At 69.8% G+C, this 23,450-nt stretch carries 21 protein-coding genes; 14 read left to right on the forward strand and 7 right to left on the reverse strand.

The genetic code is table 11. The features are described 5' to 3' along the window. The first annotated feature begins 58 nt into the window (after positions 1-58). Positions 59-1,498: a DUF6421 family protein gene (locus RQG77_RS10780; RefSeq protein ID WP_311244700.1), complete on the forward strand. Its 1,440-nt coding sequence runs from the start codon at positions 59-61 to the stop codon at positions 1,496-1,498. Between the two features lie 111 nt (positions 1,499-1,609). Further along, positions 1,610-2,251, forward strand: a complete 642-nt coding sequence (locus RQG77_RS10785) for an SDR family oxidoreductase (protein ID WP_311244701.1) — start codon at positions 1,610-1,612, stop codon at positions 2,249-2,251. Positions 2,252-2,297: 46 nt separating this feature from the next. Here the strand turns inward: RQG77_RS10785 and RQG77_RS10790 are convergent, their stop codons facing one another. Further along, complete coding sequence (locus tag RQG77_RS10790; protein ID WP_311244702.1) at positions 2,298-3,797, reverse strand: MFS transporter; 1,500 nt, start codon at positions 3,795-3,797, stop codon at positions 2,298-2,300. Positions 3,798-3,886: 89 nt separating this feature from the next. Here RQG77_RS10790 and RQG77_RS10795 point away from each other — a divergent pair, with 89 nt between their 5' ends. Next, the gene (locus RQG77_RS10795; protein WP_311244703.1) at positions 3,887-4,954 is read left to right on the forward strand and encodes a low specificity L-threonine aldolase; all 1,068 of its coding nucleotides are present in this window, start codon (positions 3,887-3,889) and stop codon (positions 4,952-4,954) included. Positions 4,955-5,044: 90 nt separating this feature from the next. Here the strand turns inward: RQG77_RS10795 and RQG77_RS10800 are convergent, their stop codons facing one another. Beyond that, entirely contained in the window at positions 5,045-5,647 is a 603-nt protein-coding gene (locus RQG77_RS10800; RefSeq protein WP_056312995.1) for a DUF4916 domain-containing protein, read from the reverse strand. 106 nt (positions 5,648-5,753) lie between these two features. On the opposite strand from RQG77_RS10800, the gene RQG77_RS10805 reads away from it, so the two are divergent. Both RQG77_RS10805 and RQG77_RS10810 read left to right on the forward strand, forming a co-directional pair. After that, positions 5,754-6,419, forward strand: coding sequence for an alpha/beta fold hydrolase (locus RQG77_RS10805; RefSeq protein WP_311244735.1), 666 nt, complete (start codon positions 5,754-5,756; stop codon positions 6,417-6,419). Between the two features lie 267 nt (positions 6,420-6,686). Further along, positions 6,687-8,393: an ABC-F family ATP-binding cassette domain-containing protein gene (locus RQG77_RS10810; RefSeq protein ID WP_311244704.1), complete on the forward strand. Its 1,707-nt coding sequence runs from the start codon at positions 6,687-6,689 to the stop codon at positions 8,391-8,393. Positions 8,394-8,395: 2 nt separating this feature from the next. Here RQG77_RS10810 and RQG77_RS10815 read toward each other — a convergent pair whose 3' ends face one another. After that, a complete protein-coding gene (locus tag RQG77_RS10815; protein WP_311244705.1) occupies positions 8,396-8,806 on the reverse strand; it encodes a DUF6157 family protein in 411 nt (136 codons plus the stop codon). 69 nt (positions 8,807-8,875) lie between these two features. Here RQG77_RS10815 and RQG77_RS10820 point away from each other — a divergent pair, with 69 nt between their 5' ends. From RQG77_RS10820 to RQG77_RS10845, 6 genes are all read left to right on the forward strand, one after another. Next, positions 8,876-13,516, forward strand: coding sequence for an ATP-dependent helicase (locus tag RQG77_RS10820; RefSeq protein ID WP_311244706.1), 4,641 nt, complete (start codon positions 8,876-8,878; stop codon positions 13,514-13,516). Between the two features lie 34 nt (positions 13,517-13,550). Continuing rightward, the gene (locus RQG77_RS10825) at positions 13,551-14,486 is read left to right on the forward strand and encodes an EI24 domain-containing protein (protein ID WP_311244707.1); all 936 of its coding nucleotides are present in this window, start codon (positions 13,551-13,553) and stop codon (positions 14,484-14,486) included. Then, the gene (locus tag RQG77_RS10830) at positions 14,486-15,259 is read left to right on the forward strand and encodes a DNA-formamidopyrimidine glycosylase family protein (RefSeq protein WP_311244708.1); all 774 of its coding nucleotides are present in this window, start codon (positions 14,486-14,488) and stop codon (positions 15,257-15,259) included. The genes RQG77_RS10825 and RQG77_RS10830 overlap by 1 nt, the downstream gene beginning before the upstream one ends. 127 nt (positions 15,260-15,386) lie before the next feature. Continuing rightward, positions 15,387-15,794, forward strand: coding sequence for a DapH/DapD/GlmU-related protein (locus tag RQG77_RS10835; protein ID WP_056313010.1), 408 nt, complete (start codon positions 15,387-15,389; stop codon positions 15,792-15,794). Positions 15,795-15,872: 78 nt separating this feature from the next. Further along, positions 15,873-16,613: a LysR family transcriptional regulator substrate-binding protein gene (locus RQG77_RS10840; RefSeq protein ID WP_311244709.1), complete on the forward strand. Its 741-nt coding sequence runs from the start codon at positions 15,873-15,875 to the stop codon at positions 16,611-16,613. 121 nt (positions 16,614-16,734) lie between these two features. After that, complete coding sequence (locus RQG77_RS10845) at positions 16,735-17,457, forward strand: glutamine amidotransferase-related protein (protein ID WP_311244710.1); 723 nt, start codon at positions 16,735-16,737, stop codon at positions 17,455-17,457. A 17-nt stretch (positions 17,458-17,474) separates the two neighbouring features. Here RQG77_RS10845 and RQG77_RS10850 read toward each other — a convergent pair whose 3' ends face one another. Continuing rightward, complete coding sequence (locus RQG77_RS10850) at positions 17,475-17,933, reverse strand: glutaminase (RefSeq protein ID WP_311244711.1); 459 nt, start codon at positions 17,931-17,933, stop codon at positions 17,475-17,477. Continuing rightward, a complete protein-coding gene (locus RQG77_RS10855) occupies positions 17,930-19,144 on the reverse strand; it encodes a cation:proton antiporter (RefSeq protein ID WP_311244712.1) in 1,215 nt (404 codons plus the stop codon). The genes RQG77_RS10850 and RQG77_RS10855 overlap by 4 nt, the downstream gene beginning before the upstream one ends. A gap of 86 nt (positions 19,145-19,230) precedes the next feature. Here RQG77_RS10855 and purU point away from each other — a divergent pair, with 86 nt between their 5' ends. Further along, a complete protein-coding gene (purU, locus tag RQG77_RS10860; protein ID WP_311244713.1) occupies positions 19,231-20,082 on the forward strand; it encodes a formyltetrahydrofolate deformylase in 852 nt (283 codons plus the stop codon). 31 nt (positions 20,083-20,113) lie between these two features. On the opposite strand, the gene RQG77_RS10865 is transcribed toward purU, so the two are convergent. Beyond that, complete coding sequence (locus RQG77_RS10865) at positions 20,114-21,223, reverse strand: DUF561 domain-containing protein (RefSeq protein WP_311244714.1); 1,110 nt, start codon at positions 21,221-21,223, stop codon at positions 20,114-20,116. Between the two features lie 98 nt (positions 21,224-21,321). Between RQG77_RS10865 and RQG77_RS10870 the strand changes: the two genes are divergently transcribed. Beyond that, positions 21,322-21,594, forward strand: a complete 273-nt coding sequence (locus tag RQG77_RS10870; RefSeq protein WP_311244715.1) for a DUF6412 domain-containing protein — start codon at positions 21,322-21,324, stop codon at positions 21,592-21,594. Between the two features lie 63 nt (positions 21,595-21,657). After that, a complete protein-coding gene (locus tag RQG77_RS10875) occupies positions 21,658-22,419 on the forward strand; it encodes a membrane protein insertase YidC (RefSeq protein WP_311244716.1) in 762 nt (253 codons plus the stop codon). Positions 22,420-22,432: 13 nt separating this feature from the next. On the opposite strand, the gene RQG77_RS10880 is transcribed toward RQG77_RS10875, so the two are convergent. Next, entirely contained in the window at positions 22,433-23,431 is a 999-nt protein-coding gene (locus RQG77_RS10880) for a DMT family transporter (RefSeq protein ID WP_311244717.1), read from the reverse strand. Positions 23,432-23,450: the final 19 nt, after the last annotated feature.

Consider the following 23,450-nt stretch of genomic DNA (forward strand, 5'->3'; position numbering starts at 1 on the left):
CGTCAGGATTCCGTATATGCCGGAATCTTTCCGTCAAACTCTCCGATCGGAGGTCCCGATGTCCATCATTTCCGCCCACAGCACCGCTGTTCAGGCCATCGTCGGCGAACCCGAGGTCGTCGAGGACGCATCGATCGCCGAGCAGAGCGCCGCCTGGGCGCAGCTCAAGGACGCCGCTGTCGCGATCCGCGAGATGCAGATCAAGGACGGCTCCATCCCGGATGCCGCGCACCACGCCGCCGCCCGTGAGCTCGTCGCCGCGATCACCGCCGGCATCCGCGCTCTCGCCCCTGCCTTCCCGCACGACGCCGAGTACCTCACCGCCTCCGTGGTCGACTTCGACCGCTGGGTCGCAGAGGGCTTCGGCGTGCCGGACTTCCTCGATTCGCTCATGGCCTTCCAGCCGCAGCAGCACCGTGTCGACGGCATCCGTCATCTGGTCGTCTTCCCGATGTACACGCAGAACGGCTCGAGCGACCGACTCGTCGAGGCGCTCATCGTCGAGACGATCTGGCCGGAGTTCATCGCCGCCCTCGAGGCCGGCGACTACGGCAACAAGCTGTTCGTCTCGCTGCGCCTGGTCGACTTCACCCCCGGTTACGACACCAACTCGGCCGTGCTGTTCCCCGAGACGGTCGCCATGCGCGAGATCCCGTCGTTCACGTGGGGCGCGATCTTCCAGGACCGCGAGGCCGCCCGCTACCGCCGGGTCACCCGTGCGGCCGCCGCGATCACCAACCTCGACCTGCCGGAGCGCGCGAGCGCGATGCTCGACGACCAGCAGGTGGCCGAGAAGACCTTCGTCATGTGGGACATCATCCACGACCGCACCCACATGCGCGGCGACCTGCCCTTCGACCCGTTCATGATCAAGCAGCGGATGCCGTTCTTCCTCTACTCGCTCGAAGAGATGCGGTGCGACATGACGGCGTTCCGCGAGTCGGTGAACATCGAGCGCGCCCTCGCTGCCCGCATCGCCGCGGGCGAGCAGCTCACCGAGACCGAGCAGGAGATGCACGACTATGCGCACCTCGTGCAGTACGCGGTGATCTTCGACCGGATCTTCCGCTTCTCGATCACCGGCACCCGCACGCGCAACTACGACGCCGTCGGCGGACAGCTGCTGTTCGCCTGGCTGCACCAGCGTGGAGTGCTGCACTGGACAGACACCGCTCTCGCATTCGACTGGGACAACGTGCCGGATGCCGTCGTGGCTCTGGGCGACGCGATCGATGACCTGTACTGGCACTCGATCGACCGCCCGAAGGTCGCTCACTGGCTCGCCGCGTACGAGCTCGTGCGCGGAACGCTCACGCCGCACCCGGCATCGCAGTGGGCCCGGGGTCTGCCGGACGAGATCCTCGCAGGCTCCCCGAAGGGGTACACGGATGCGGTGATGGACGACGAGTTCCCGCTGTCGATGTTCTTCGAGACCCTCGATAAGAAGATGAAGACGGTCATCGAGTCGACCGTCGGCATCCGAGGCACCGACGACTGACTCGAATCGCGCATTTCTGGGGTCCGGTCGTGTGGTGCGACCGGACGCAGCGTCTGCGGCCATTCCTGCCCGGGGTGGCCGCAGAACTGTTTCTTCACGAGAGTTGAGCACATGACCGTCACGGATCGCACGATCGTCCTCGCCGGAGCCACCAGCGACTCCGGCCTCGCCCTCGCACGGGCCCTCGTCGACGCGGGTGCGAATGTGGTGGCGACGGGCCGATCGGCCGAACGCCTGGAACCGCTGCGCGCGCGCGGCGCCGAGGTCGAGGTGACCGATGCCGCCTCCCTCGACTCGATGACGGATCTGGCCGCGCGGCTGGGCGCCGTCGACGCCGTGATCCCGCTGGTCGGCGGATGGCGCGGTGGCGGAGGGCTCGCCGGACAGACCGATGCCGATTTCACCGCCCTCCTCCCCGCCCTCGAGGCGGTCAGGGCGACCAGTCGCGCGTTCGACACTGCGCTGCGCGCCTCGGATGCCGGCCGTTTCGCGATCGTGTCATCGACCGCGGCGGGCCGCCCTCTCGCGGGTGGCGCGAATTATGCGGCCGTGAAGGCGGCGAGCGAGGCCTGGACCCGCGCGGTCGCGCAGGGCTTCGCGAAGGCCGCACGGGATGCCGGAGAGCCGCTGCGCGCGGCATCCGTCGTCTTCCGTGCGAAGGCTCTCGATCCGGCATCCCTCGTGCCGCGAGTCCTGGCGCTCTGGGATGCCGACGCCGCCGAGCTCAACGACCAGATCATCACGCTCGACTGAGTTCGTCGGGCACGACCGACAGCACCGGACGCCGTCAACGCCACCGTCAGCGTCGTCGCGCCTCCGGTATCTCGGGTGGCAGACCGCGCACCGGCGGCGGTGACTCCACGAGCCGCCCGTCGTCGTTGTGCTGGTCCGCATCCGAGGTCCGGGCGCCTGCATCCGCATCGTCGTCCGGATCGGTCGGAACCGTCTCGCCTGCGTCCTGCGACGGATCCTGCGCCGGATCCTGCTCCGGCGCATTCGCGTAGAGCTCGGTGAGCTTGCGGTACGACTTCGTGAAGAACGCCAGCGTCCCGGCGATCACCATGACGATGCCGGCGAACAGGCAGATCAGGGCGATGCCCCTGGCCTCGCCCTCGCCGAGCAGCCACTCCCACTGCCGCTGACCGGCGTCGGTTCTCATGTACGGGATGATCAGGAACTCGGCGATCGGCGCGATCAGGAACGCCGTGATCGGTGCGGCGGCGGCCTCCATCGCTGCGGCCACCCCGAACACGCGGCCCTGACGGTCGTAACGGACGACCTTCTGGATGATCGTCTGCTCGGCAGCCTCGGCGGGCGGCACGAGCGCCATGTACAGCCACATGCCTATGACGTAGAGCGGCCACCACTCGCGCAGCATGAAGACCGAGCCGAGGATGCCCATGGCGATCACGACGAGCAACAGGGTGCGCATGGGTTTGGCGCCGAGCCCGAACTTCGCGACCAGGCCGCCGCCGATCAGGAAGCCCGTCGAGGAGAACGCGAGAGCGAAGCCCCACATCTGAGCGTCGAACAGGGTCAGGCCGTACGGATCCATCAGCGCCATGTAGACGCCGCCGATGAGGTTGTTGAAGGTCGAGAAGATGATGAGCGCGAAAAGCCCCGGTGCGAGCCGGATGGCCTTCACGCTGCCGCGGAAGTCGAGCGCGCTCGTGGCGTCGGGGTCGGGCTCGGGTGCGCCCTCGGGGATGCGGATGAAGAGCAGGTGCACGAACGTGAGCACCATGGCGCCGATGGCGATCGCGAGCGTCCATCCCATACCGAGGAAGCCGATCGACAGGCCGGAGAACACGCTCGTCACGAGGAACGCGAGGCCCTGCACGGTGCCGACGAGGCCGTTGGCGTTCGCCCGCCTGTCTTCGGGCACCAGCAACGTGACGGTGGTCGAGAGCGCGATGTTGCGCAGCTGCTCGATGACGCCGCCTAACAGGATGACGGCCGAGAACACCCAGAACCACGGGCCGCCGAGGTCGAGCAGCGCCGCCTCGGGCTGCCAGACGTACAGCACCCCGGCGACCAGGAAGGCGACGGCCGAGATGACGCTCGAGAGCAGCATCACCGTGTGCTTGCGGTTTCGGTCGACGATCGTGCCGAAGATCATCGCGAAGAAGGCGATGAACAGCATGTACGCGCCACCGATGACACCGGTCGCGAGCACTGACTGCGTCTCGATGTACACCCAGAACGTGAGGGCGAACCACAGGAAGCTCGTCGTCACGTTCGCGATGAGCGTGTTGACGAGGACGTTCGCGAAGGCGGTCTTCGCTGCGGTGCGCTCCATGAGTTCGAGGGTAGGCGGAGCATCCGACATTCGGTAGAGCGCGTCCCGATCTGCGAACTCGGCCCCGCATCCGCCCGTAGGCTTGTGCGGTGACTATTCAGCATGACCCCGCGGTCCGCGGCTTCGCGAGCGACAACTATTCCGGCGTCCACCCCGAGGTCCTCGCGGCCATCGCAGCGGCGAACGGCGGCCACCAGGTCGCGTACGGCGAGGATGCCTACACCGAGCGCCTGCAGGAGGTCTTCCGCGCGCACTTCGGCGAGGGCGTCCACGCCTTCCCGGTGTTCAACGGCACCGGCGCGAACGTCACCGGCCTGCAGTCGATGCTGCCCCGGTGGGGCGCCGTGATCGCAGCATCCTCCGCGCACATCAACGTCGACGAGGGTGGTGCACCCGAGAAGATCGGCGGCTTCAAGATCCTCGCCGTGCCGACGGATGACGGCAAGCTCACCCCCGAGCTCGTCGACCGCGAGGCCTGGGGCTGGGGCGACGAGCACCGCGCGCAGCCGCTCGTGGTCTCGATCACGCAGTCGACCGAGCTCGGCACCCTGTACTCGGTCGAGGAGATCCGCGCGCTGGCCGACCACGCGCACGAGCGCGGGATGACCCTGCACCTCGACGGCGCGCGCATCTCGAATGCGGCCGCCGCCCTCGATGTGCCGCTGCGCGCCTTCACCCGCGACGCCGGCGTCGACGTGCTGAGCTTCGGGGGCACCAAGAACGGCGCCATGCTCGGAGAGGCCATCGTGGTTCTGAACCCCGAGGCGTCGAACGGCCTGCAGTACTCGCGCAAGTTCAACATGCAGCTGTCGTCGAAGATGCGCTTCGTGTCGGCGCAGCTGATCGCGCTGCTCGAGGGCGACCTGTGGCTGCGCAATGCTCAGCATGCGAACGCGATGGCCCAGCGTCTGCGCGGCACCATCGAGGCCGGCATCGCCGACGGCGCGATCAACGGCGTCTCGTTCACGCAGCCGACCCAGGCGAACGGCGTCTTCGCCCAGCTCCCCGAGGGCGTTGCCGACCAGCTGCGCGAGTCGTTCCGCTTCTACGACTGGGATGCCGCACGCAACGAGGTCCGCTGGATGTGCGGATTCGACACCGAGGAGTCCGACGTCGACGAGTTCGTCGCCGAACTCGCCCGTCTCACCTCGCGCTGAGACGGCCGGTCGCGGCGCCCGCGACATACGAAGTGACCCACCGCCAGAAGTCGTGACGGTGGGTCTTTCGCGTATGACGTGGATCGGCGGCTAGCGCAGCAGCCCGAGGTTGGCCAGCGCCAGACGGATGAGAGTGCCGCGCCCGCCCTCCATCTCGGCGGCCACCGCGTCGGACCCTGCGGCCTCCGCCGAGAACCAGGTGACCTCGAGAGCGTCCTGACGCGGCTCGCACGTGCCCGTCACGGGGACCACGAACGCGAGTGAGACGGCGTGCTGCCGGTCGTCGTGGTAGGCGCTGACGCCGGGGATCGGGAAATACTCGGCGACCGTGAACGGCAGCGGCTGCGGCGGCAGCAGCGGGAACGCCATGGGGCCCAGGTCGTTCTCGACGTGGCGGAACAGCGCGTCGCGGATCGTCTCGCCGAAGCGCACACGCCCCGACACGATCGTGCGCGTCATCTCGCCCATCGGGGTGGAGCGCAGCAGGATGCCGATCTCGGTCACCTGCCCTGATCCGTCGGTGCGCACCGGGATCGCCTCGACGTAGAGCATCGGCAGATGACGACGCGCCTCTTCGAGCTCGAACTCGCTCAGCCAACCGGGGTTCGTGTCTCGCGCAGGGGGCTGAGCGGCGCCGAAGCCCTCGATCCCGTCGTCGGGCTCTGGGTCGGGATCAGGTGTGCGGACGGCCATGTGTCCTTTCTACCAGCCGCGCCTTCGGCCCGACACTGACTTGACATCCCGCACCGGCATACGATTCGTCAGGCCGACCGGGCGCGTGTCCGCGCCCGCTGGCAGGATGGTGCAGGTGAGCGAAGAACTGACGATCGACGGCACCCTCACCCGCTGGTCCACCGCAGATCGGGCGGGGATGCCGCTGCTGGTGCTGTTGCACGGCTATGGAGCAGACGAGCACGACCTCTTCGGGCTGACGCCCTATCTGCCGGACGGCGTCGCCGTGGCATCCGTCGCCGCCCCTCTCTCACCACCCTGGCCGATGCCCGGCCGCTCGTGGTACGCGATCGAGGGACTCGACGGACGCAGCTCGGACTCAGTGACCGCCGCCGCCGAGGCCTTCCTCCGCTGGCTCGACGAGGCCGCGGCGGATGCTCCAGCCGTGGCGCTCCTCGGATTCTCGCAGGGCGCGGCCGTCGCCCTCCAGGCCATGCGCCTCGACCCCGAGCGGGTCGACACCGTCGTGGCACTCAGCGGATACGTCGCCTCGGGAGAGCTGCCGAACGACGAGTCCCTGACCGAGCGGAAACCGCACGTGTTCTGGGGTCGAGGCACGAACGACCAGGTGATCCCCGAGGCCCGCATCGTGCACACCGCGCAGTGGCTCCCCGCACACTCCGAGCTGTCGGGGCGCGTCTACACCGGGCTCACGCACAGCATCTCGGAAGACGAACTCGGCGACGTGCACGCCTTCCTCGCGAAATGGCTGGGCCGCAAAGCAAAGAGCTGAGCGGCACCTCGGAGCGATCAGAATCACGACACGCCCGGGGTTGCGAAACTCCGACACGCCCGGGTATCGTCGTGGAGTCCTGTCCGCCGTGTCTGGAAGTCCTTTGATCTGATCCGTCGCCTCCGCGCTCATTCCTTCGCGCGCTGACCCGACGATCGCCGACTCCACGGCAGACCATCGCCCGCTGTCCTTCGCGACGGCATCCCCGCTCAGACGGGGTCCCGGGCGACCGGTGTCAGTGCACCCTCGCACTCGACAGGAGACACCATGTCAGTCCCCGCTCTTCACTCCTCGGTCGCTCTCGACCGTCTCACGTTCACCTGGCCGGACGGCACGACCGCGCTCGACGCCGTGTCCGGATCCTTCGGCACCGGTCGCACCGGACTCGTCGGTCGCAACGGTGCAGGCAAGTCCACGCTGCTGCGGCTCATGGCGGGCGAGCTGACCCCGACCTCGGGCTTCCTCACGGCGACCGGCGAGGTGGCCTATCTGCCGCAGCAGCTCACGCTCGACGTCGATCGCAGGGTCGCCGATCTCCTCGGAGTCGCCGTGCCCCTGGACGCCGTCAGGGCGATCGGCGCCGGCGACGTCGATCAGGCGCACTTCGACGCGGTCGGCGACGACTGGGACATCGAGGCACGCGCCGAGATGTCCCTGGCCGAAGCGGGTCTCGCCCCCGAGTTCCTCGACCGCAGGGTCGGCGAGCTGTCCGGCGGCGAGGCGGTGCTCGTCGCGATCGCCGGGATCCGCCTGCGGCGCGCGCCGATCACCCTGCTCGACGAGCCGACCAACAACCTCGACCGCGACGCGCGCGCGAAGCTCGCGACGATGGTCAGGTCGTGGAAGGGCACGCTCATCGTGGTCAGTCACGATCTGTCGTTGCTCGAACTCATGGACGACACCGCCGAGCTCTACGCCCAGACACTGAGCGTCTTCGGCGGACCGTACTCCGAATGGCGGGCCTGGTTGGATGCCGAGCAGGAGGCGGCGAGACAGGCCGAGGTCACCGCGAAGCAGGAGTTCCGCAAAGAGAAGCGTCAGCGCATCGAGGCGGAGGTGAAGCTCGCTCACCGCTCGCGCACGGCGAAGAAGGCCGAGATCGAGAAGCGGGTGCCGAAGATCATCGCCCACGGCCGCAAGATGGCGGCCGAGGTGTCGGCGGGAAAGCTCCGCACAGAGGTCGGCGCGAAGGAGGATGCCGCCCGCACAGCGCTCGACGAGGCCGGGCGACGCCTGCGTTCCGACGCATCGATGAAGATCGAGCTGCCGGATCCGCAGGTGTCGCGCAGCCGCCGCATCGCGACGATAGGCGACGGCGAGCGCTCATGGATCATCCAGGGCCCCGATCGCGTCGCGCTGATCGGCCGCAACGGCGCCGGCAAGACGACGTTGCTCGAACGACTGGTGGCGAGTGCCGGCGGCGGAGTTCACGACTCAGCACAGATGCCGCCGATCCGTCCGGATGACGGTGCGGAGGGCGACTTCGAGGAATCCCTGCTGAATACGGAATGGCCGTCGGTGAGCACGGAACGACCGGTACTGACCGCGACAGCTCTCACCGACCGCATCGGCTACCTGCCGCAGCGCATCGACGGGCTCGACGAGAACCGGTCCGTGTTCGAGAACATCGCGGATGCCGCACCTCAGGTGCCCGAGAAGGAGCTGCGCAATCGACTCGCGAGGTTCCTGATCAGAGGGGCCACTGCCGAACGGCCGGTCGCCGCGCTGTCCGGCGGCGAGCGCTTTCGGGCGGCGCTGGCGACGCTGCTGCTCTCGGATCCGGCACCGCATCTCGTGGTGCTCGACGAGCCGACGAACAACCTTGACATCGACACCGTCGATCAGCTCGTCGATGCTCTACGCGCCTACCGCGGGGCGGTGCTCGTCGTGAGTCACGACGACGCGTTCCTCGCCAGGCTCGACCTGGACCTCACACTCGAGGTCCAGCCCGACGGCTCGCTCGCGGCGATCTGAGCTCAGGCCCGCCGGCTCCGCATCGCCCGGGTGTGGGCGACCGCGGGGTCGGCGGCCAGCAGCGTGTAGTCCTCGGAGTCGCGAGGCACGAGCGCGACCCGTCCCTCGGCGTCGTGGGCGATGCCCCAGCCGTAGCGCTTGCCGAGCGGCGACGAGCGCAGGCACGGCTGACCCTTCGAGAAGAACGCCTCACGCGCCGCCGCGTCGTCGGGATCGAGTCCGTGGCGCAGCGCATGGGTCGTGAAGATCACGTCGTCGGAGGTATGCGCATACGGCTCCTGCGCGATCAAGCGGTAGTGAAGCGCCGCGATCGTCGGCTTCTCGCCCGTCGGCGGCTCTTCGGCATGGTCGACGGGGCAATCCTCTGCGACCTCGATGAAGGTGCTCACGTAGTCCGTGGTGTGCGCTGCCATGCCTACAGCATGCCCTCACCCTCCGACAATGGCGACGCCGATGTCGGTGGCACGGGTGATGATGGAGGGATGAGCGACGTGCTCGACCGCTTCACCCCTGCCACGCAAGACTGGTTCCGGGGTGCCTTTCCCGCACCCACTCCCGCCCAGGCCGGTGCGTGGAACGCGATCTCGGCGGGCAAGCACGCGCTCGTCGTCGCCCCCACCGGCTCGGGCAAGACCCTCTCGGCGTTCCTCTGGGCCATCGACAGCGTCTTCCGCGAGCGCACGGCGAGCATCGAGCCCACAGGGACGAACGAGCGCACAGGGACGAACGAGCGCGCCGGCAAGAAGGAGCGGAAGGCCGACCGCGACAAAGACGGTTCGCGCACCCGCATCCTCTACATCTCGCCGTTGAAGGCACTCGGCGTCGACGTCGAGCGCAACCTGCGATCGCCTCTCATCGGCATCGGGCAGTCCGCTCGGCGCCTCGGCGTCGAGGCTCCGGCCGTGACGGTCGGCGTGCGTTCGGGCGACACCACCTCGAGCGATCGCCGCAAGCTCGTGGCCGATCCCCCCGACATCCTCATCACGACCCCCGAGTCGCTCTACCTGATGCTCACGAGCCGCGCGGGCGAGACGCTGCGAGACGTGCACACGGTCATCATCGACGAGGTGCACGCGGTCGCCGCGACCAAACGAGGGGCCCACCTCGCGGTGAGCCTCGAACGGCTCGACGCCCTGCGCCGCTCGCACGGCCACGAAGCCGCCGCACAGCGCATCGGACTGTCGGCGACGGTCCGTCCGATCGATGAGGTCGCACGTTTCCTCGGCGGTGCCGCCCCTGTCGAGATCGTCGCACCGCCCGCATCGAAGACGTTCGAGCTCGGCGTCGTGGTGCCGATGGACGACATGACGAACCCGCCGCCTCCTCCCGGTGCGCCGAAGGATGCCGGCGATGCCGCCGACGCCGAGTACACGGAGGTCACCGGGTCCGTCTGGCCGCATGTGGAGGAGGCGATCGTCGATCGCATCCTGCAGAACAAGTCGACCATCGTCTTCTCGAACTCGCGCCGCCTCGCCGAGCGTCTCACGGGCCGACTGAACGAGATCTACTCCGAGCGCATCGGCGTCGCGTTGCCCGAGGCATCGGTGCCGGCCGCCATGATGGCCCAGGCCGGTGCCACCGCCGGAGCCGACCCCGTGCTCGCCAAGGCCCACCACGGCTCGGTGTCGAAGGAGCAGCGCGCCCAGGTCGAGGAGGAACTCAAATCCGGCGTGCTGCGCTGCGTCGTCGCGACGAGCAGTCTCGAGCTCGGCATCGACATGGGTGCGGTCGATCTGGTGATCCAGGTCGAGGCGCCGCCGTCGGCGGCATCCGGTCTGCAGCGCGTCGGACGAGCGGGCCACCAGGTCGGCGAGATCAGCCGCGCGGCCCTCTTCCCGAAGCACCGCGGCGACGTGCTGCACACCGCGATCGTCACCGAGCGGATGCTGGCGGGCAAGATCGAGGCGATCCAGGTGCCTCGCAATCCGCTCGACATCCTCGCCCAGCAGACCGTGGCGGCCAGCGCCCTCGGTGAGATCGGCGTCGAGGAGTGGTTCGAGACCGTGCGGCGCTCCGCACCCTTCCAGTCCCTCCCCCGGTCGGCATACGAAGCGACCCTCGACCTGCTCGCGGGGCGTTTCCCCTCCGACGAGTTCGCCGAACTGCGCCCGCGTCTCGTGTGGGACAGAGATGCCGGCACCCTCACCGGACGCCCCGGCGCACAGCGCATCGCCGTCACGAGCGGCGGCACGATCCCCGACCGCGGCCTGTTCGGCGTGTTCGTGGCCGGCGAATCGACCGGCGCCCGAGTCGGCGAGCTCGACGAGGAGATGGTCTACGAGTCCCGCGTCGGCGACGTGTTCACGCTCGGCACGACGAGCTGGCGGATCGCCGAGATCACTCACGACAGGGTCAATGTCATCCCTGCCTACGGACAGCCGGGCAAGGTGCCGTTCTGGCACGGCGACGGAATCGGTCGTCCGTTCGAGCTCGGAGAGGCCCTCGGCAGATTCTCGCGCGAGGTGTCGGCTGCGACGCCCGAGAAGGCGGCGCAGCGGCTGATCGAGGCAGGACTCGACGAGCAGGCGCGGATGAACCTGATGGCGCACCTGACCGAGCAGCGCGAGGCCACGGGCACGCTGCCTACCGACCGCACCCTCACGGTCGAGCGCGGCCACGACGAGGTCGGCGACTGGCGGGTCATCCTGCATTCCCCATACGGCATGAAGGTGCACGCGCCCTGGGCTCTGGCGATCAACGCGCGCATCCGCGAGCGCCTCGGCGTCGAGGGTTCGGCAGTAGCGAGCGACGACGGCATCATCGTGCGCATCCCGGATGCCGAGGCCGAGCCGCCCGGCGCCGAGCTGTTCGTGTTCGACCCCGACGAGCTCGAGCAGCTGGTCACCCAGGAGGTCGGCGGATCCGCCCTGTTCGCCTCCCGATTCCGCGAGTGCGCCGCCCGCGCACTGCTGATGCCGCGGATGAACCCGAACAAGCGCACACCGCTCTGGCAGCAGCGTCAACGGTCGGCGCAGCTGCTCGAGGTGGCCCGTCGGCATCCGACCTTCCCGGTGATCCTCGAGACGCTCCGCGAGGTGCTGCAGGACGTCTACGACCTCCCGTCGCTGCGCAAGCTCGCGGTGTCCATCGCCGATCGCCGCATCCGACTGATCGAGACCCAGCCGTCGCAGCCCTCGCCCTACGCACGCGACCTGCTGTTCGGCTACGTGGGCGCGTTCATGTACGAGGGCGATTCGCCGCTCGCCGAGCGCCGTGCGGCCGCACTGTCGGTCGACCCCGCGCTTCTCGGCGAGCTGCTCGGCACGGTCGAGCTGCGCGAGCTTCTCGACCCCGACGTCATCGCCCAGTTCGAGCGCGAGGCACAGCGGCTCGCCCCCGAGCGGCGCGCTCGCGGACTCGAGGGCGTCGCCGACCTGCTGCGGATGCTCGGCCCCATGGACGCGGCCGAGATCGACGCGAGGCTCGACCCTGAGACTGGTTCGGGCTCCGAGCACCTCGACGCGCTGATCGCCGCACGACGCGCGATCCCTGTCACGGTCGCCGGCACCACCAGGGTCGCCGCGATCGAAGACGCCGGCCGGCTGCGCGATGCGCTCGGAGCGGCGCTGCCGACCGGCATCCCGGTCGCGTTCCTCGAACCGCTCGCCGACCCACTCGGCGACCTGGTCGCCCGCTACGCGCGCACGCACGGTCCGTTCACGACGGATGCCGTCGCTGCGCGCTTCGGGCTCGGCGCCGCCGTCGCTCGCCACACGCTGCAACGACTCGAGCACTCGGGCCGCCTCACCAGCGGCTACTTCCTTCCCGAGGCGTCAGGCTCCGGCAACGAGACCGAATGGTGCGACACCGAGGTGCTGCGCCGCCTGCGGATGCGGTCGCTCGCCGCGATCCGCGGCAGCGTCGAACCCGTCTCACCGGAGGCGTACGCGCGTTTCCTCCCCGACTGGCAGCACCTGGGGCGTCCCTTGGAAGGCCTCGACGGCGTCCTCACCGTGATCGAGCAGTTCGCCGGCGTCCCGATCCCCGCAAGCGCGTGGGAGTCCCTGGTCCTGCCGTCACGCGTGCGCGACTACTCCCCCGCACTGCTCGATGAGCTGACCGCCGCGGGCGAGGTCATCTGGTCAGGCCACGGGACGCTGCCCGGCCGCGACGGCTGGGTGTCGCTGCACCCCGCCGACCTCGCGCCCTTCACCCTCCCCGAACCCGACGACGAGATCGCCGCCGACTCTCTCGAGGCGCGAGTGCTCGCGGCGCTGGAGGCCGGTGGCGCCTACTTCGCGGCGCAGCTCAAAGACATGGTCACTGCCGAGAACGAGCAGTCCGTCCTCGAAGCGCTGTGGGCGCTCACCTGGGCAGGACGAGTGACGAACGACACCTTCGCCCCGATCCGGTCGCTGCTCGCGGGAGGGTCACAGGCGCATCGGGTCACCCGCCGGGCCCCGCGCACACGTGCCTATCGGGGCATGTCGCTCGCCCGCACAGCACCGCGCCCGACCTCCATCGGCGGACGCTGGTCGCTGCTCCCCTCCGTCGAGACGGATGCTGCTCGTCGAGCCACGGTGACCGCCGGGCTGCTCCTCGACCGCTACGGCGTCGTCACGCGCGGAGCCGTGCAGGCCGAGGGCGTACCCGGCGGCTTCGCCCAGACGTATCGGGTGCTCGCCGGTTTCGAGGAGGCGGGGCACTGCCGGCGTGGCTACGTGATCGAGCGACTCGGGGCGGCGCAGTTCGCGGCATCCGCCACCGTCGACCGACTCCGCACGTTCGCCGGCCTCGCCGACCCCCCACCCCGCAAGGCCGTCACGCTCGCCGCGACCGACCCCGCCAACCCCTACGGCGCCGCGCTCGGATGGCCCAAGCGCGACGATGTGTCGCACCGCCCGGGGCGGAAGGCCGGCGGCCTGGTCGTGCTCGTCGACGGATCGCTGGTGCTCTATCTCGAACGCGGCGGGCGCACGGTGCTGTGCTTCACCGACGACGCCGAAGTGCTGCGGGCCGCTGCGACGGACCTGTCCACGACTGCGCGTGCACGACGTCTCGACACCCTCACGGTCGAGAAGGTCAACGGCGAGGGCGTCTACGGCACCGATCTCGCGCTGGCGCTGCAGGAGGCCGGGTTCGTCGCGACCCCGCGCGGCTACACGCTTCGCAAGGCGATCTGACGGTGCGCGTGGCCCCTGCTCCTAGGCTGGACGCATGATCCGGGAGTTCTTCGACGGCGTCCGCACCCTGCTGCGCGGCTTCGGCACGTGGCGGCGACGTCCAGGCCTCATGGCACTGGGACTCGTTCCCGGCGTCATCGCGGCCATCGTCCTGCTCGCGGGGCTCATCCCCCTCGCTCTCTCGCTCGGCCCGATCTCCGACATGCTGACGCCGTTCGCCGACGGGTGGATCCCCGCGTGGCGTTCCGCGCTCCGGGCAGCCGTCGGAATCGTCGTCTTCGTCGCCGCACTCGCTCTCGCGAGCGCCGTGTTCAGCGCTCTCGCCTTGGCGATCGGCGACCCGTTCTATCAGCGCATCTGGCGAGCCGTCGAGACGGATCTCGGCGACGCCCCGGCCACGGACGGCGGCGGCTTCTGGATGGCGGTGGGCGAAAGCCTTCGCCTCGTGCTGCTCGGCATCCTGATCGCGCTCTTCGTGCTGCTCCTGGGGCTCGTCCCTTTCGTGGGCGGTTTCGTGGCCGCGGTCGCCGGTGTCGTGCTCTCGGGACGGATGCTGGCACGCGAGCTGACTGGCCGCGCCTTCGACGCCCGCGATCTCTCGCCCGCCGACCGCGCCGCGTTGTTCCGAGGCAGCAGGGCGCGGGTGCTCGGATTCGGCGTCGCGACGCAGCTGTGCTTCCTGATCCCCGGCGGTGCCGTCGCGGTGATGCCGGCGGCCGTGGCCGGGGCGACGACCCTCGCCCGCTCCATGCTGCAGCGCACACCCCTGCAGGCGGTCGCACAAGCGACTCCCCCGCCGCCCGCGCCGGGCTCCAGCCCCGCGCCGCTCCCCCCGTCTCCTGCACCCGACGCCACCCCCGCACTGTTGCTCCCGCCGCCCGCATCGGGCGCCACCCCCGCACCGCTTCTCCCGCCGCCGGCAGCTCCGTCGCAGGCCGCTCCGCCGCGTCCGGGCCCAGGACGTGTCTGATGCCCGAGGGCGACACCGTCTTCCGCGCGGCCAGACGTCTCGACGAAGCCCTGGTCGGCCGCGAGGTCACGCGTTTCGACCTGCGCGTCCCCCGCTTCGCGACCCTCGATCTGACCGGCCAGCCGATCCACTCGTCGATCGCGCGGGGCAAGCACCTGCTGCTGCGCATCGGTGACAGCACCCTGCATTCCCATCTGCGCATGGACGGCGCATGGCTCGTCTACCGCACGGGAGAGAAGTGGCGGCATCCGGCGTTCAAAGTGCGGGCGATCGTCGGAACAGCCGAGCGCGAGGCCGTGGGCATCGACCTCGCCGAGATCGAGGTCGTGCCGACCCGCGACGAAGACGAGCTTGTCGGGTACCTGGGCCCCGACCCGCTCGGACCGGGCTGGGATGCGGCCGAAGCAGTGCGACGACTCGGCGCAGACCCCCGCAGCATCCACGTCGCCCTGCTCGATCAGCGGAACGTGGCCGGATTCGGCAACGAGTACGCCGCGGAACTCCTGTTCCTCCGCGGAATCCTGCCGACGACGCCCACCCCTGAGGTCGACGTCGCAGCCCTCCTCGACCTCGGCGTACGCACGATCCGCACCAACCGGGACCGCCGACATCGCACCTTCACAGGGGTCGACCGCCCTGGCCAGGGGACGTGGGTCTACGGCCGCGCAGGGCGCCCCTGCAGGCGGTGCGGAACCCTCATCCGACGCGGTGAACAGGGCGCGGATCCGACTCGCGAACGCATCACATTCTGGTGCCCCGTCTGCCAGCGCTGACCCGCATCCTCGCTCGGGACGACCCGCATCCACGCTCGGGAAGACCCCGCATCCATGCTCGGGAATGAATCCGGCGGCCCTGTGGTTATTGATATATCCGGAGAACTCCGGAACACGGGGAGGAATCGTGGGCAAGAACTACGTCGACATTGAGAACGACCAGGGCGCGACGCTGCGGTACCGCAAGCACGCCAACGGCCGCGGTCTCGTCGCGCACGGCGCGAAGGTCCATCCGAAGGCGCACATCGAAGCGGGCGCGTACATCGAACCCGGCGCGCGCATCGGTGCAGGGGCGACCATCGCCCGCGGCGCCTGGATCGAACCGGATGCCGTGATCGGCGAGGGCGCGCACGTCGACGCGCACGCACACATCGGCCAGGGTGCCGCCGTCGGTGACGGCGCGCACATCGGCGTCCGCACCGAGGTCGGAGCCGGAGCACGCATCGTCCGCGGCGCGCGCATCGGCGACGACGAGACGGTGGCGGCCGGCCTGACCGTCGCCACCAACCAGAAGGGGCTCTGGCTCGCAGCCTGAGCCCAGGCGTCGTCGACCGCCATGCCGAGCGCGACGCCGACCTCGGGAGCGCCGCATCGGGCGGGTACCCTGGAGCACATGGCGACTCAGGGACGACGACCGGCTGGACGCGCCGGCAAGGGTTCGCCCGTGCGCCGCAACAGGGCAGCACCGGCGCAGCGCTTCCCGCCTCCCAAGCCGCCGAAGAAGACCGCCAAGGTGGTCTTCGACGCCCCGGAGGCCGAACCCGAGGAGCCCCGCAGCTTCCGCCTCGGCGCCGTTCCGGGGGCCACGCCGGGCAAGTGGATCGACGCGTGGAAGCGCCGGATGCCCCACGTGCCGCTCGAGCTCGTGCCGATCGAGGTCGCGGCCCAGTCCGAGGCCATCGGCGACCTCGACGCCGCGATCGTGCGACTGCCTCTGGATGACGACTCGCTGCACCTGATCACGCTGTACGACGAGGTTCCTGTCGTCGTGGCGTCGATCGAGTCACATCTGCTCGCCGCCGACGAGCTGACAATCGCAGATCTCGCCGGCGAGGTCGTGATGACCCCGATCGACGATCCGCTCGGCCCTCTCGACATCCCCGGCGCCGTCGCACCGCGCTTCGCGCCGCTTCCCGTGGCCGACGCCATCGTGACCGCGGCTGCCGGCACGGGCATCGTGATCGTCCCGATGTCGCTGGCTCGGCTGCATCATCGCAAGGATGTGGATCAGCGCCCGCTCGTCGACGGACCGGTGTCGACCGTCGCACTCGCCTGGCGGCGCGAGCACACGACGCCCGACGTCGAGACCTTCATCGGGATCGTCCGCGGACGCACCACGAACTCGTCACGGTGACGACGCGGCGACGATGCGGTGATGATGCGCGGTCGACGCGGCGAGGACACCTGCACCAGTCCGTGATCGCAGTATGACGCCGGCGGCATCGACCCCGTCGCGTCGTCGTTAGACTCTCGTGGTGGTCTCGCTTCTCTATGTCTGTGTGCGCCCCGAACTCGGGGCGGCGGATGCCGAGCACGCCTCGTTCCGACGGGCGCTCGGCGTCGACGTCGTCGACCGCCTCGATCTGCTCACCGAACGGCTCGATTCCGCCCGCCTCGCGCGCTACAGCGGCGTCGTGGTCGGCGGCTCGCCCTTCAACGTGAGCGACGAGCACAAGTCCCCGGTGCAGCTGCAGGTCGAGGCCGACCTCGAGCAGATCGCCCGACGGTCGATCGCCGGCGAGATCGCCGCCTTCTTCACCTGCTTCAGCATCGGAGTCGTGACGCGGATGCTCGGCGGCGAGGTCACCTCGGACACCCCCGAATCCGCGAGCGCGACCGTGATCTCGACGACCGCCGCGGGTGCCACCGATCCGGTCTTCGGGCCGAGCTCCCCCGCGCTCACCGTGTTCACGGCACACAAGGAGAGCGCTGCCGCCGTGCCCGAGGGCGCAGTGCTGCTCGCCACGAACGACACCTGTCCCGTGCAGGCCTACCGCGTGGGCACGCACCTCTACACGGCGCAGTTCCACCCCGAACCCACTCCACGCGATTTCGCAGACCGCATGACGTTCTACCGCACCACCGGCTACTTCGACCCCGACGAGTTCGACCTCGTGCAGGGTCAGGTGCTCTCGGCATCCGTCACCGAGGGTGCAGCGCTCCTGCGCCGGTTCGCGCAGACGTTCGCCACGCGCTAGACACGGCGCCGCCCGGCCTAGCCCCGCAGCAGCTCCACCCGCTCGCGCAGGTATGCCTCCAACGGCATCCATCCGCCCGCAGTGCTCCAGTGCACGGACGGCACGCCGTCGATCATCTTCAGGGGCCCGGACTCGCCGCCCGCATCGACGGCATCCACGTCGATCACGGTCCACCCGATGTGCGCGACCTCGCCCTCACCGAAGCCCCCGCGCAGCGCGAGTGCTCGCCGCGCGGCGCGCTCGCGTGCGGACTCCGCCGTGTACCCGCGCCGACCGGGGTCGGCGGCGCGCAGCACCTCGGCCGTCGCGAGAGCGTGGGTCTCGGTGAGCAGCAGCACACCGAGGTGCCAGGCCTCGCCGACGCGGACGATCCGCTGACCGCGCCAGCGCGAGTCGCGCTCCTCCCCGAGCCCTTCCTTCGGCAGACCTGCCAGGTCGGTCACGGCCTGCGTGAGCAGTGCGGATGCCGTCGTCACAGCTCCCCCTGGGGTGTCTCTCGCACCAGCTTCGGGTCGACGAGCCGCGCCGCGTCGCCGCGTATCAGCATGCCGATCAGCGGGAACAGGAGCACCGACAGCATCCCCGCCCCGACGAGAGCTGCCGCCGTGCCGGTGTCGATCATGTCGTGGTCCACACCGATCGCCGTCACCGCGACGATGATCGGCAGGCCGGTGGCGGCCAGCAGTCCGAGCGCGGTGCGATCCTTCAGGGTCGCGCGCGGTGGCGCGGAGAGCTGCGCCGTCGATCCGCGGAGCACGAGCAGCGCGACGACGAAGAGGGGCAGCATCAGCATCGCCGACGACGAGGTCACGAGAGCCTCGAGGTCGAAGTTCACGCCGGTGTAGAGGAAGAAGATCGGCACCAGGAAGCCGAAGGCGATCGCCTCGATCTTGGTCTCCATCGCCTCGGCATCCCGCTTCGGGGCCCGGGCCATGATGATCCGCCAGATGGCACCGGCGACGAAGGCCCCGAGGAGCATGTCGAGATCGAGCATGACGCTGAGACCGACGAGCGCCGCGACCAGCAGCAGCACGAACCGCACGCCGAACTGGTCGGAGGTGTGCAGCGTCGCGCGCACGAATGCGTGCAGACGCCCGTGCGACACCCGGTGCGCCATGAACACCGCGAGACCCGCGAGAACCACGAAGGCGAGCAGCACCGCCGTGGCGAGAGGGGTGCTGCGGGTGCTGAGGAAGAGCGAGATCGCGATCAGCGGCAGAAATTCGCCGGTCGCACCGATCACTGTGACCGCGCGGCCGAACGGGGTGTCGGTCTCCTTCGCGTCGCGCAGGATCGGCATCAGGGTGCCGAGGGCCGTGGAGCTGAGGGCGATCGCGATCACGACCATCCCCTCGCCCGGTGCGATGGAGAACCCGATGACGAGGCCCAGCACCGCACTGATGATCCATCCGATCGAGGCGCGCGCGAGCGGCCTGCCTGCCACCGCCCGGAAGTCGATCTCCGACCCTGCGACGAAGAACAGCAGCGCCAGACCGAAGTCGCTGAGCTTCTCGAGGATCTCCGTCGGCTCGACCCAGCCGAGCACCGCCGGGCCCACGAGGATCCCGAGGATGAGCTCGAACACGATGATCGGCACGCGGATGACGGGACGTATGCCGCGCGCGAGCAGCGGCGCTGCCACAGCGAGCAGCGGGATCAGCACCAGTCCGAGATCGCCCGCGTTCACAGTCTCAGAGTAGCGAGGGTGCGCCCGCGATTCGCCCCGGTGGTCGCATGCACGGCAGAATCGATGCACACCCCCGAGGAGCCCCCATGTCTCAGCCCGACACCGCCCGCCTGCTCATCGCCTGCGACGATCAGCCCGGCATCGTCGCCGCCGTCGCCGGCGTGCTCGCAGCGCACGGCGCGAACATCATCTCGCTCGACCAGCACTCGACCGACTCCGAGGGTGGTCGGTTCTTCCAGCGCACCGTGATCCACCTGCCCGGCCTCTCCGCCGCCCGCGTCGCTCTCGAGGCCGACCTCGCGCAGGTCGGCGAGCGGTTCGGCATGGAGTGGTCGCTGCACGACACCGCACGGCGCAAGCGCGTCGCGATCTTCGTGTCGAAGTACGATCACTGCCTGATGGAGCTGCTGTGGCGCACGCAGCGCGGTCAGCTCGACATCGACATCACCATGGTGGTGTCCAACCACCCCGACCTCGCCGAGTCGGTGCGCTCGTTCGGCGTGCCGTTCGTGCACATCCCCTCGGGTGACAAGCAGGAGATGGAGCAGCGTCAGCTCGACCTCCTGCGCGGCAACGTCGACCTCGTGGTGCTCGCGCGCTACATGCAGATCCTCACCGACGGCTTCATCGAGGGCCTCGGCGCACCGGTCATCAACATCCACCATTCGTTCCTGCCGGCATTCATCGGTGCGAACCCTTACGCCCGCGCGAAGGACCGCGGCGTGAAGCTCATCGGGGCGACCGCGCACTACGCGACGGCCGACCTCGACGAGGGTCCGATCATCGAGCAGGACGTGACCCGCGTCACGCACTCCGAGTCGGCCGCCGACCTGCAGAGCCGCGGCGCCGACGTCGAGCGCCTGGTGCTCGCGCGCGCCGTGCAGTGGCATGCCGAGGACCGCGTGATCGTGCACGGGCGCTCGACCGTCATCCTCTGATCCGGGACTCCCGCGTCTCGGAGTCGGAGAATCACTCCCCGGCTTGTCGGCGGTTCTCTGTGATCCGGGCATCGAGATCCTCTGACGCGATGGCCCGGGGCCGGCTCGGCACTCCGGCGAGCAGCTCGGCGAAGGCCTCGGCCGCCGTCGGATACCCGGCGAGCGGTGCGCCCTGGCCCATCCACAGCGACTGCAGCTCGCCGAGGTTCTGCTGACCTGCCGCCGTGCGGAACTGTCCCGTGAGCCAGTTCTGCATCGGGAACGGGGCGATCATGCCGCCCGCCTCGATAGCGCGCACCACCCTGTTCCGAGCACCACGGGCGAGACGCCCGCTCATCGCGCGAGTGAGCACGGTGCCGTCGGCGGCGGTGGATCGAATGGCTGCTCGGTGCACGTCGTTCGCCGCCGATTCCGCCGTCGCCAGGAACGCGGTCCCGACCTGCACGCCTGAGGCTCCGAGCGCGAACGCCGCCGCGACGCCGCGCCGGTCGGCGATCCCGCCCGCGGCGATCACAGGCACGTCGACCGCGTCGACGACCTGCGGGATGAGCGCGAACGTGCCGACGAGCGACTCCTCAGGCGGTCGCAGGAACGAGACGCGATGCCCTCCGGCCTCCAGCCCGGTCGCGACGACGGCGTCGACCCCGACCTCGGCGAGGGCTGTGGCTTCAGCGACGGTCGTGGCGGCTCCCACGACCCGGATGCCGCGGCGATGCGCCTGATCGACAAGCTCGACCGAGGGCACGCCGAACACGGTGCTGAGCACCGGCGGAGCCGACTCCCAGATGGCGTCGAGCTGCTCGTCGAGCGGGGGCAGGTACCGCTCGGGTCGGCTCGGGACCTCGACGCCCACGGCGTCGTAGAACGGCTCGAGGGCCTGCGCGAACACGGTGTGCTGCGGGTTGGGTACGACCTCATCGCCGGTGGGCAGCCAGATGTTGACGGCGAACGGACGCGACGTCGCCTCGCGCAGAGCGGCGACGGTCGAGCGGATGCGGTCGCCGTCATAGCCGTAGAGGCCGTACCCGCCGAGTCCTCCGGCCTCGCTGACGGCCGCCGTCAGAGCGACCGAGGAGAGTCCGCCGAACGGGCCGAGGAAGATCGGATGCTCGACGCCGAGCATCTCACGCAGGTCAGTCATGCTTCGAGGCTATCGCCGCCAGGACGCTGGAGGGCGGGCGCCAGCAGTCGATCCTGCTCCCAGATCCCGGTGTTACGCTCGCTGTGAGGGAGGCGCGCATGAGCGAGTGGTTCGGGCAGATGCTCGCCTTCGTCGCGTCCGCGCTCGGGATCGTCACGGTGCCGGATGCCGCCACCCTCGGTCTCGCGATCGCGTTGATCGCCCTGACGACGCTCACCATCGTCGTCGCGCTCAGCGTCGCTCCGCCCTCGCCGAGCACCGCTCCGCATCCGCTGCGGGCGATCGACGTCTCGACGCTGCTGGCTCAGAGCGATCCGGATGCCGCCGGTCACCCGCGCCCTCGTGCGCCGGGAGTCGCCGTTCTCGCGTAGTCCGTCCTCGTACGGGACTGCGCGGCTTTCGCCGACCCTTCCCGACACACGAACGGACTTCCCATGGACATCTTCGCCTTCCCGCCCCTGACCGCCCTCCTCGATGCCGCCTACGGCGCCCTCGCCGGACTCGTCTCCCTGCTCGAACCCTTTGCGGGGGCATCCTCCGCCGCTCTTGCCGTGGTACTCGTCACCCTCCTCGTGCGCGCCCTGCTGATCCCCGTCGGCTTTTCGCAGGCCAGGGCGGAGCAGACGAGAGCGCGTCTCGCACCTCGAATGCGCGAACTGCAACGACGCCACAAGAAGAATCCCGAGCGACTGCAGAAGGAGATGCTCGAGCTCTACCGCTCCGAGAACACGTCTCCGTTCGCCGGCATGCTGCCGGTGCTCGCACAGGCACCGATCGTGGGCCTGCTGTACACGCTCTTCATCCGCCCCGAGATCGCCGGGCACCCCAACGACCTTCTGACGCATGACCTCTTCGGCGCTCCGCTCGGCACGAGCCTCGTCTCCTCCGTGTTCGGCGGCACCGCGTCGCCGTCGACGCTGCTGGTGTTCGGCGTGCTGATCGTCATCATGCTCGTCGTCGCCGACATCACGCGTCGGGTCTTCACACCGGCCCCGGTCGAGGGCGACTCTCCACTGAACTCGGCGACCATGCTGCGCGTCACGAGCGCACTGCACTACCTGACGGCGGTGTTCGCGGTGTTCGTGCCGCTCGCCGCGGCGCTCTACCTCACGGTCACGGTCGTATGGACCCTCGTGCAGCGCACGCTGCTGCGCCGCCGCTATCCTCTGCCCGTACCTGCGGCGGTCGCCGCCTGACGCGCCACCGTGGTCACTCCGGCAGCGGGATCGGCGCGGTGAACGGCCCGGTCTCGTCGTCGGGACCCGTCCCGTAGCGATCCGTCTCGCGGCGATCCGTCCCGTCGGCATCCATCCCGGCGCGGTCGGACTCGGCATCCGCTCGGCGTCGCTGTCGACGCACACCGAGCGTCGTGCCGACGCTGGCCGCGACCACGAGGGCGATCGCGAGCATACGCAGCGGGGTCGCGCTCTGGCCGAGGATCAGCCAGCCGGCGAGAGTCGCGAACGCGGGCTCGAGGCTCAGCAGCACGCCGAACACGCGCTGCGGCAGACGGCGGAGTGCGGCGAGTTCGAAGCTGTACGGGATGACCGACGACAGCACGGCGGTGACCGCCGCGAGCAGCAGCAGCTGCATGTCGCCGGCGACCGTGACGGCCGCCGGAACGCCGACCGGGATCAGCAGCACGGCGGCCACGACGAGTCCCACCGCGAGGCCGCTGCTGCCGGGGATGATCGCGCCCACCCGCGCGCTCATCCGGATGTACATGGCCCAGAACGCTGCCGCGATCAGGATGAACACGAGGCCGAGCGGGTCCAGCGGCTCGGAGCCGATCAGCCCGTCGACTCCCAGCAGCACCATGCCGAGCAGAGCGACGCCGACCCACGCTGCATCCGCGAGGCGCCGGGTGAGCACGGCGGCGAGCACGAGCGGGCCGAGGAACTCGATCGCGACGGCGGGCCCGAGCGGGATGCGGTCGATCGCGGCGTAGAAGAAGCCGTTCATGCCCGCGAGAGACAGCCCGAAGAACACGGCGGCGAGCCACTGCGACCGGTTCCAGCGGATGGGGCGCGGCCGCACGATGACGACCAGCAGCAGAGCGGCGATCGCGACGCGCAGCGACGTCACCCCCCACGGGCCGAGCACGGGGAAGAGCTGAGCTGCCACTGCTGCGCCGAACGGCAACGAGAGGCAGGAGCAGACGACGAGAGCGACGCCCACGAGAGGGCGGGACGACGCGGATTGCTGCACCCACTCAGCCTACGGGCCT

It is taken from the genome of Microbacterium sp. WCS2018Hpa-23, from assembly GCF_031843845.1.
Classification (GTDB): domain Bacteria; phylum Actinomycetota; class Actinomycetes; order Actinomycetales; family Microbacteriaceae; genus Microbacterium.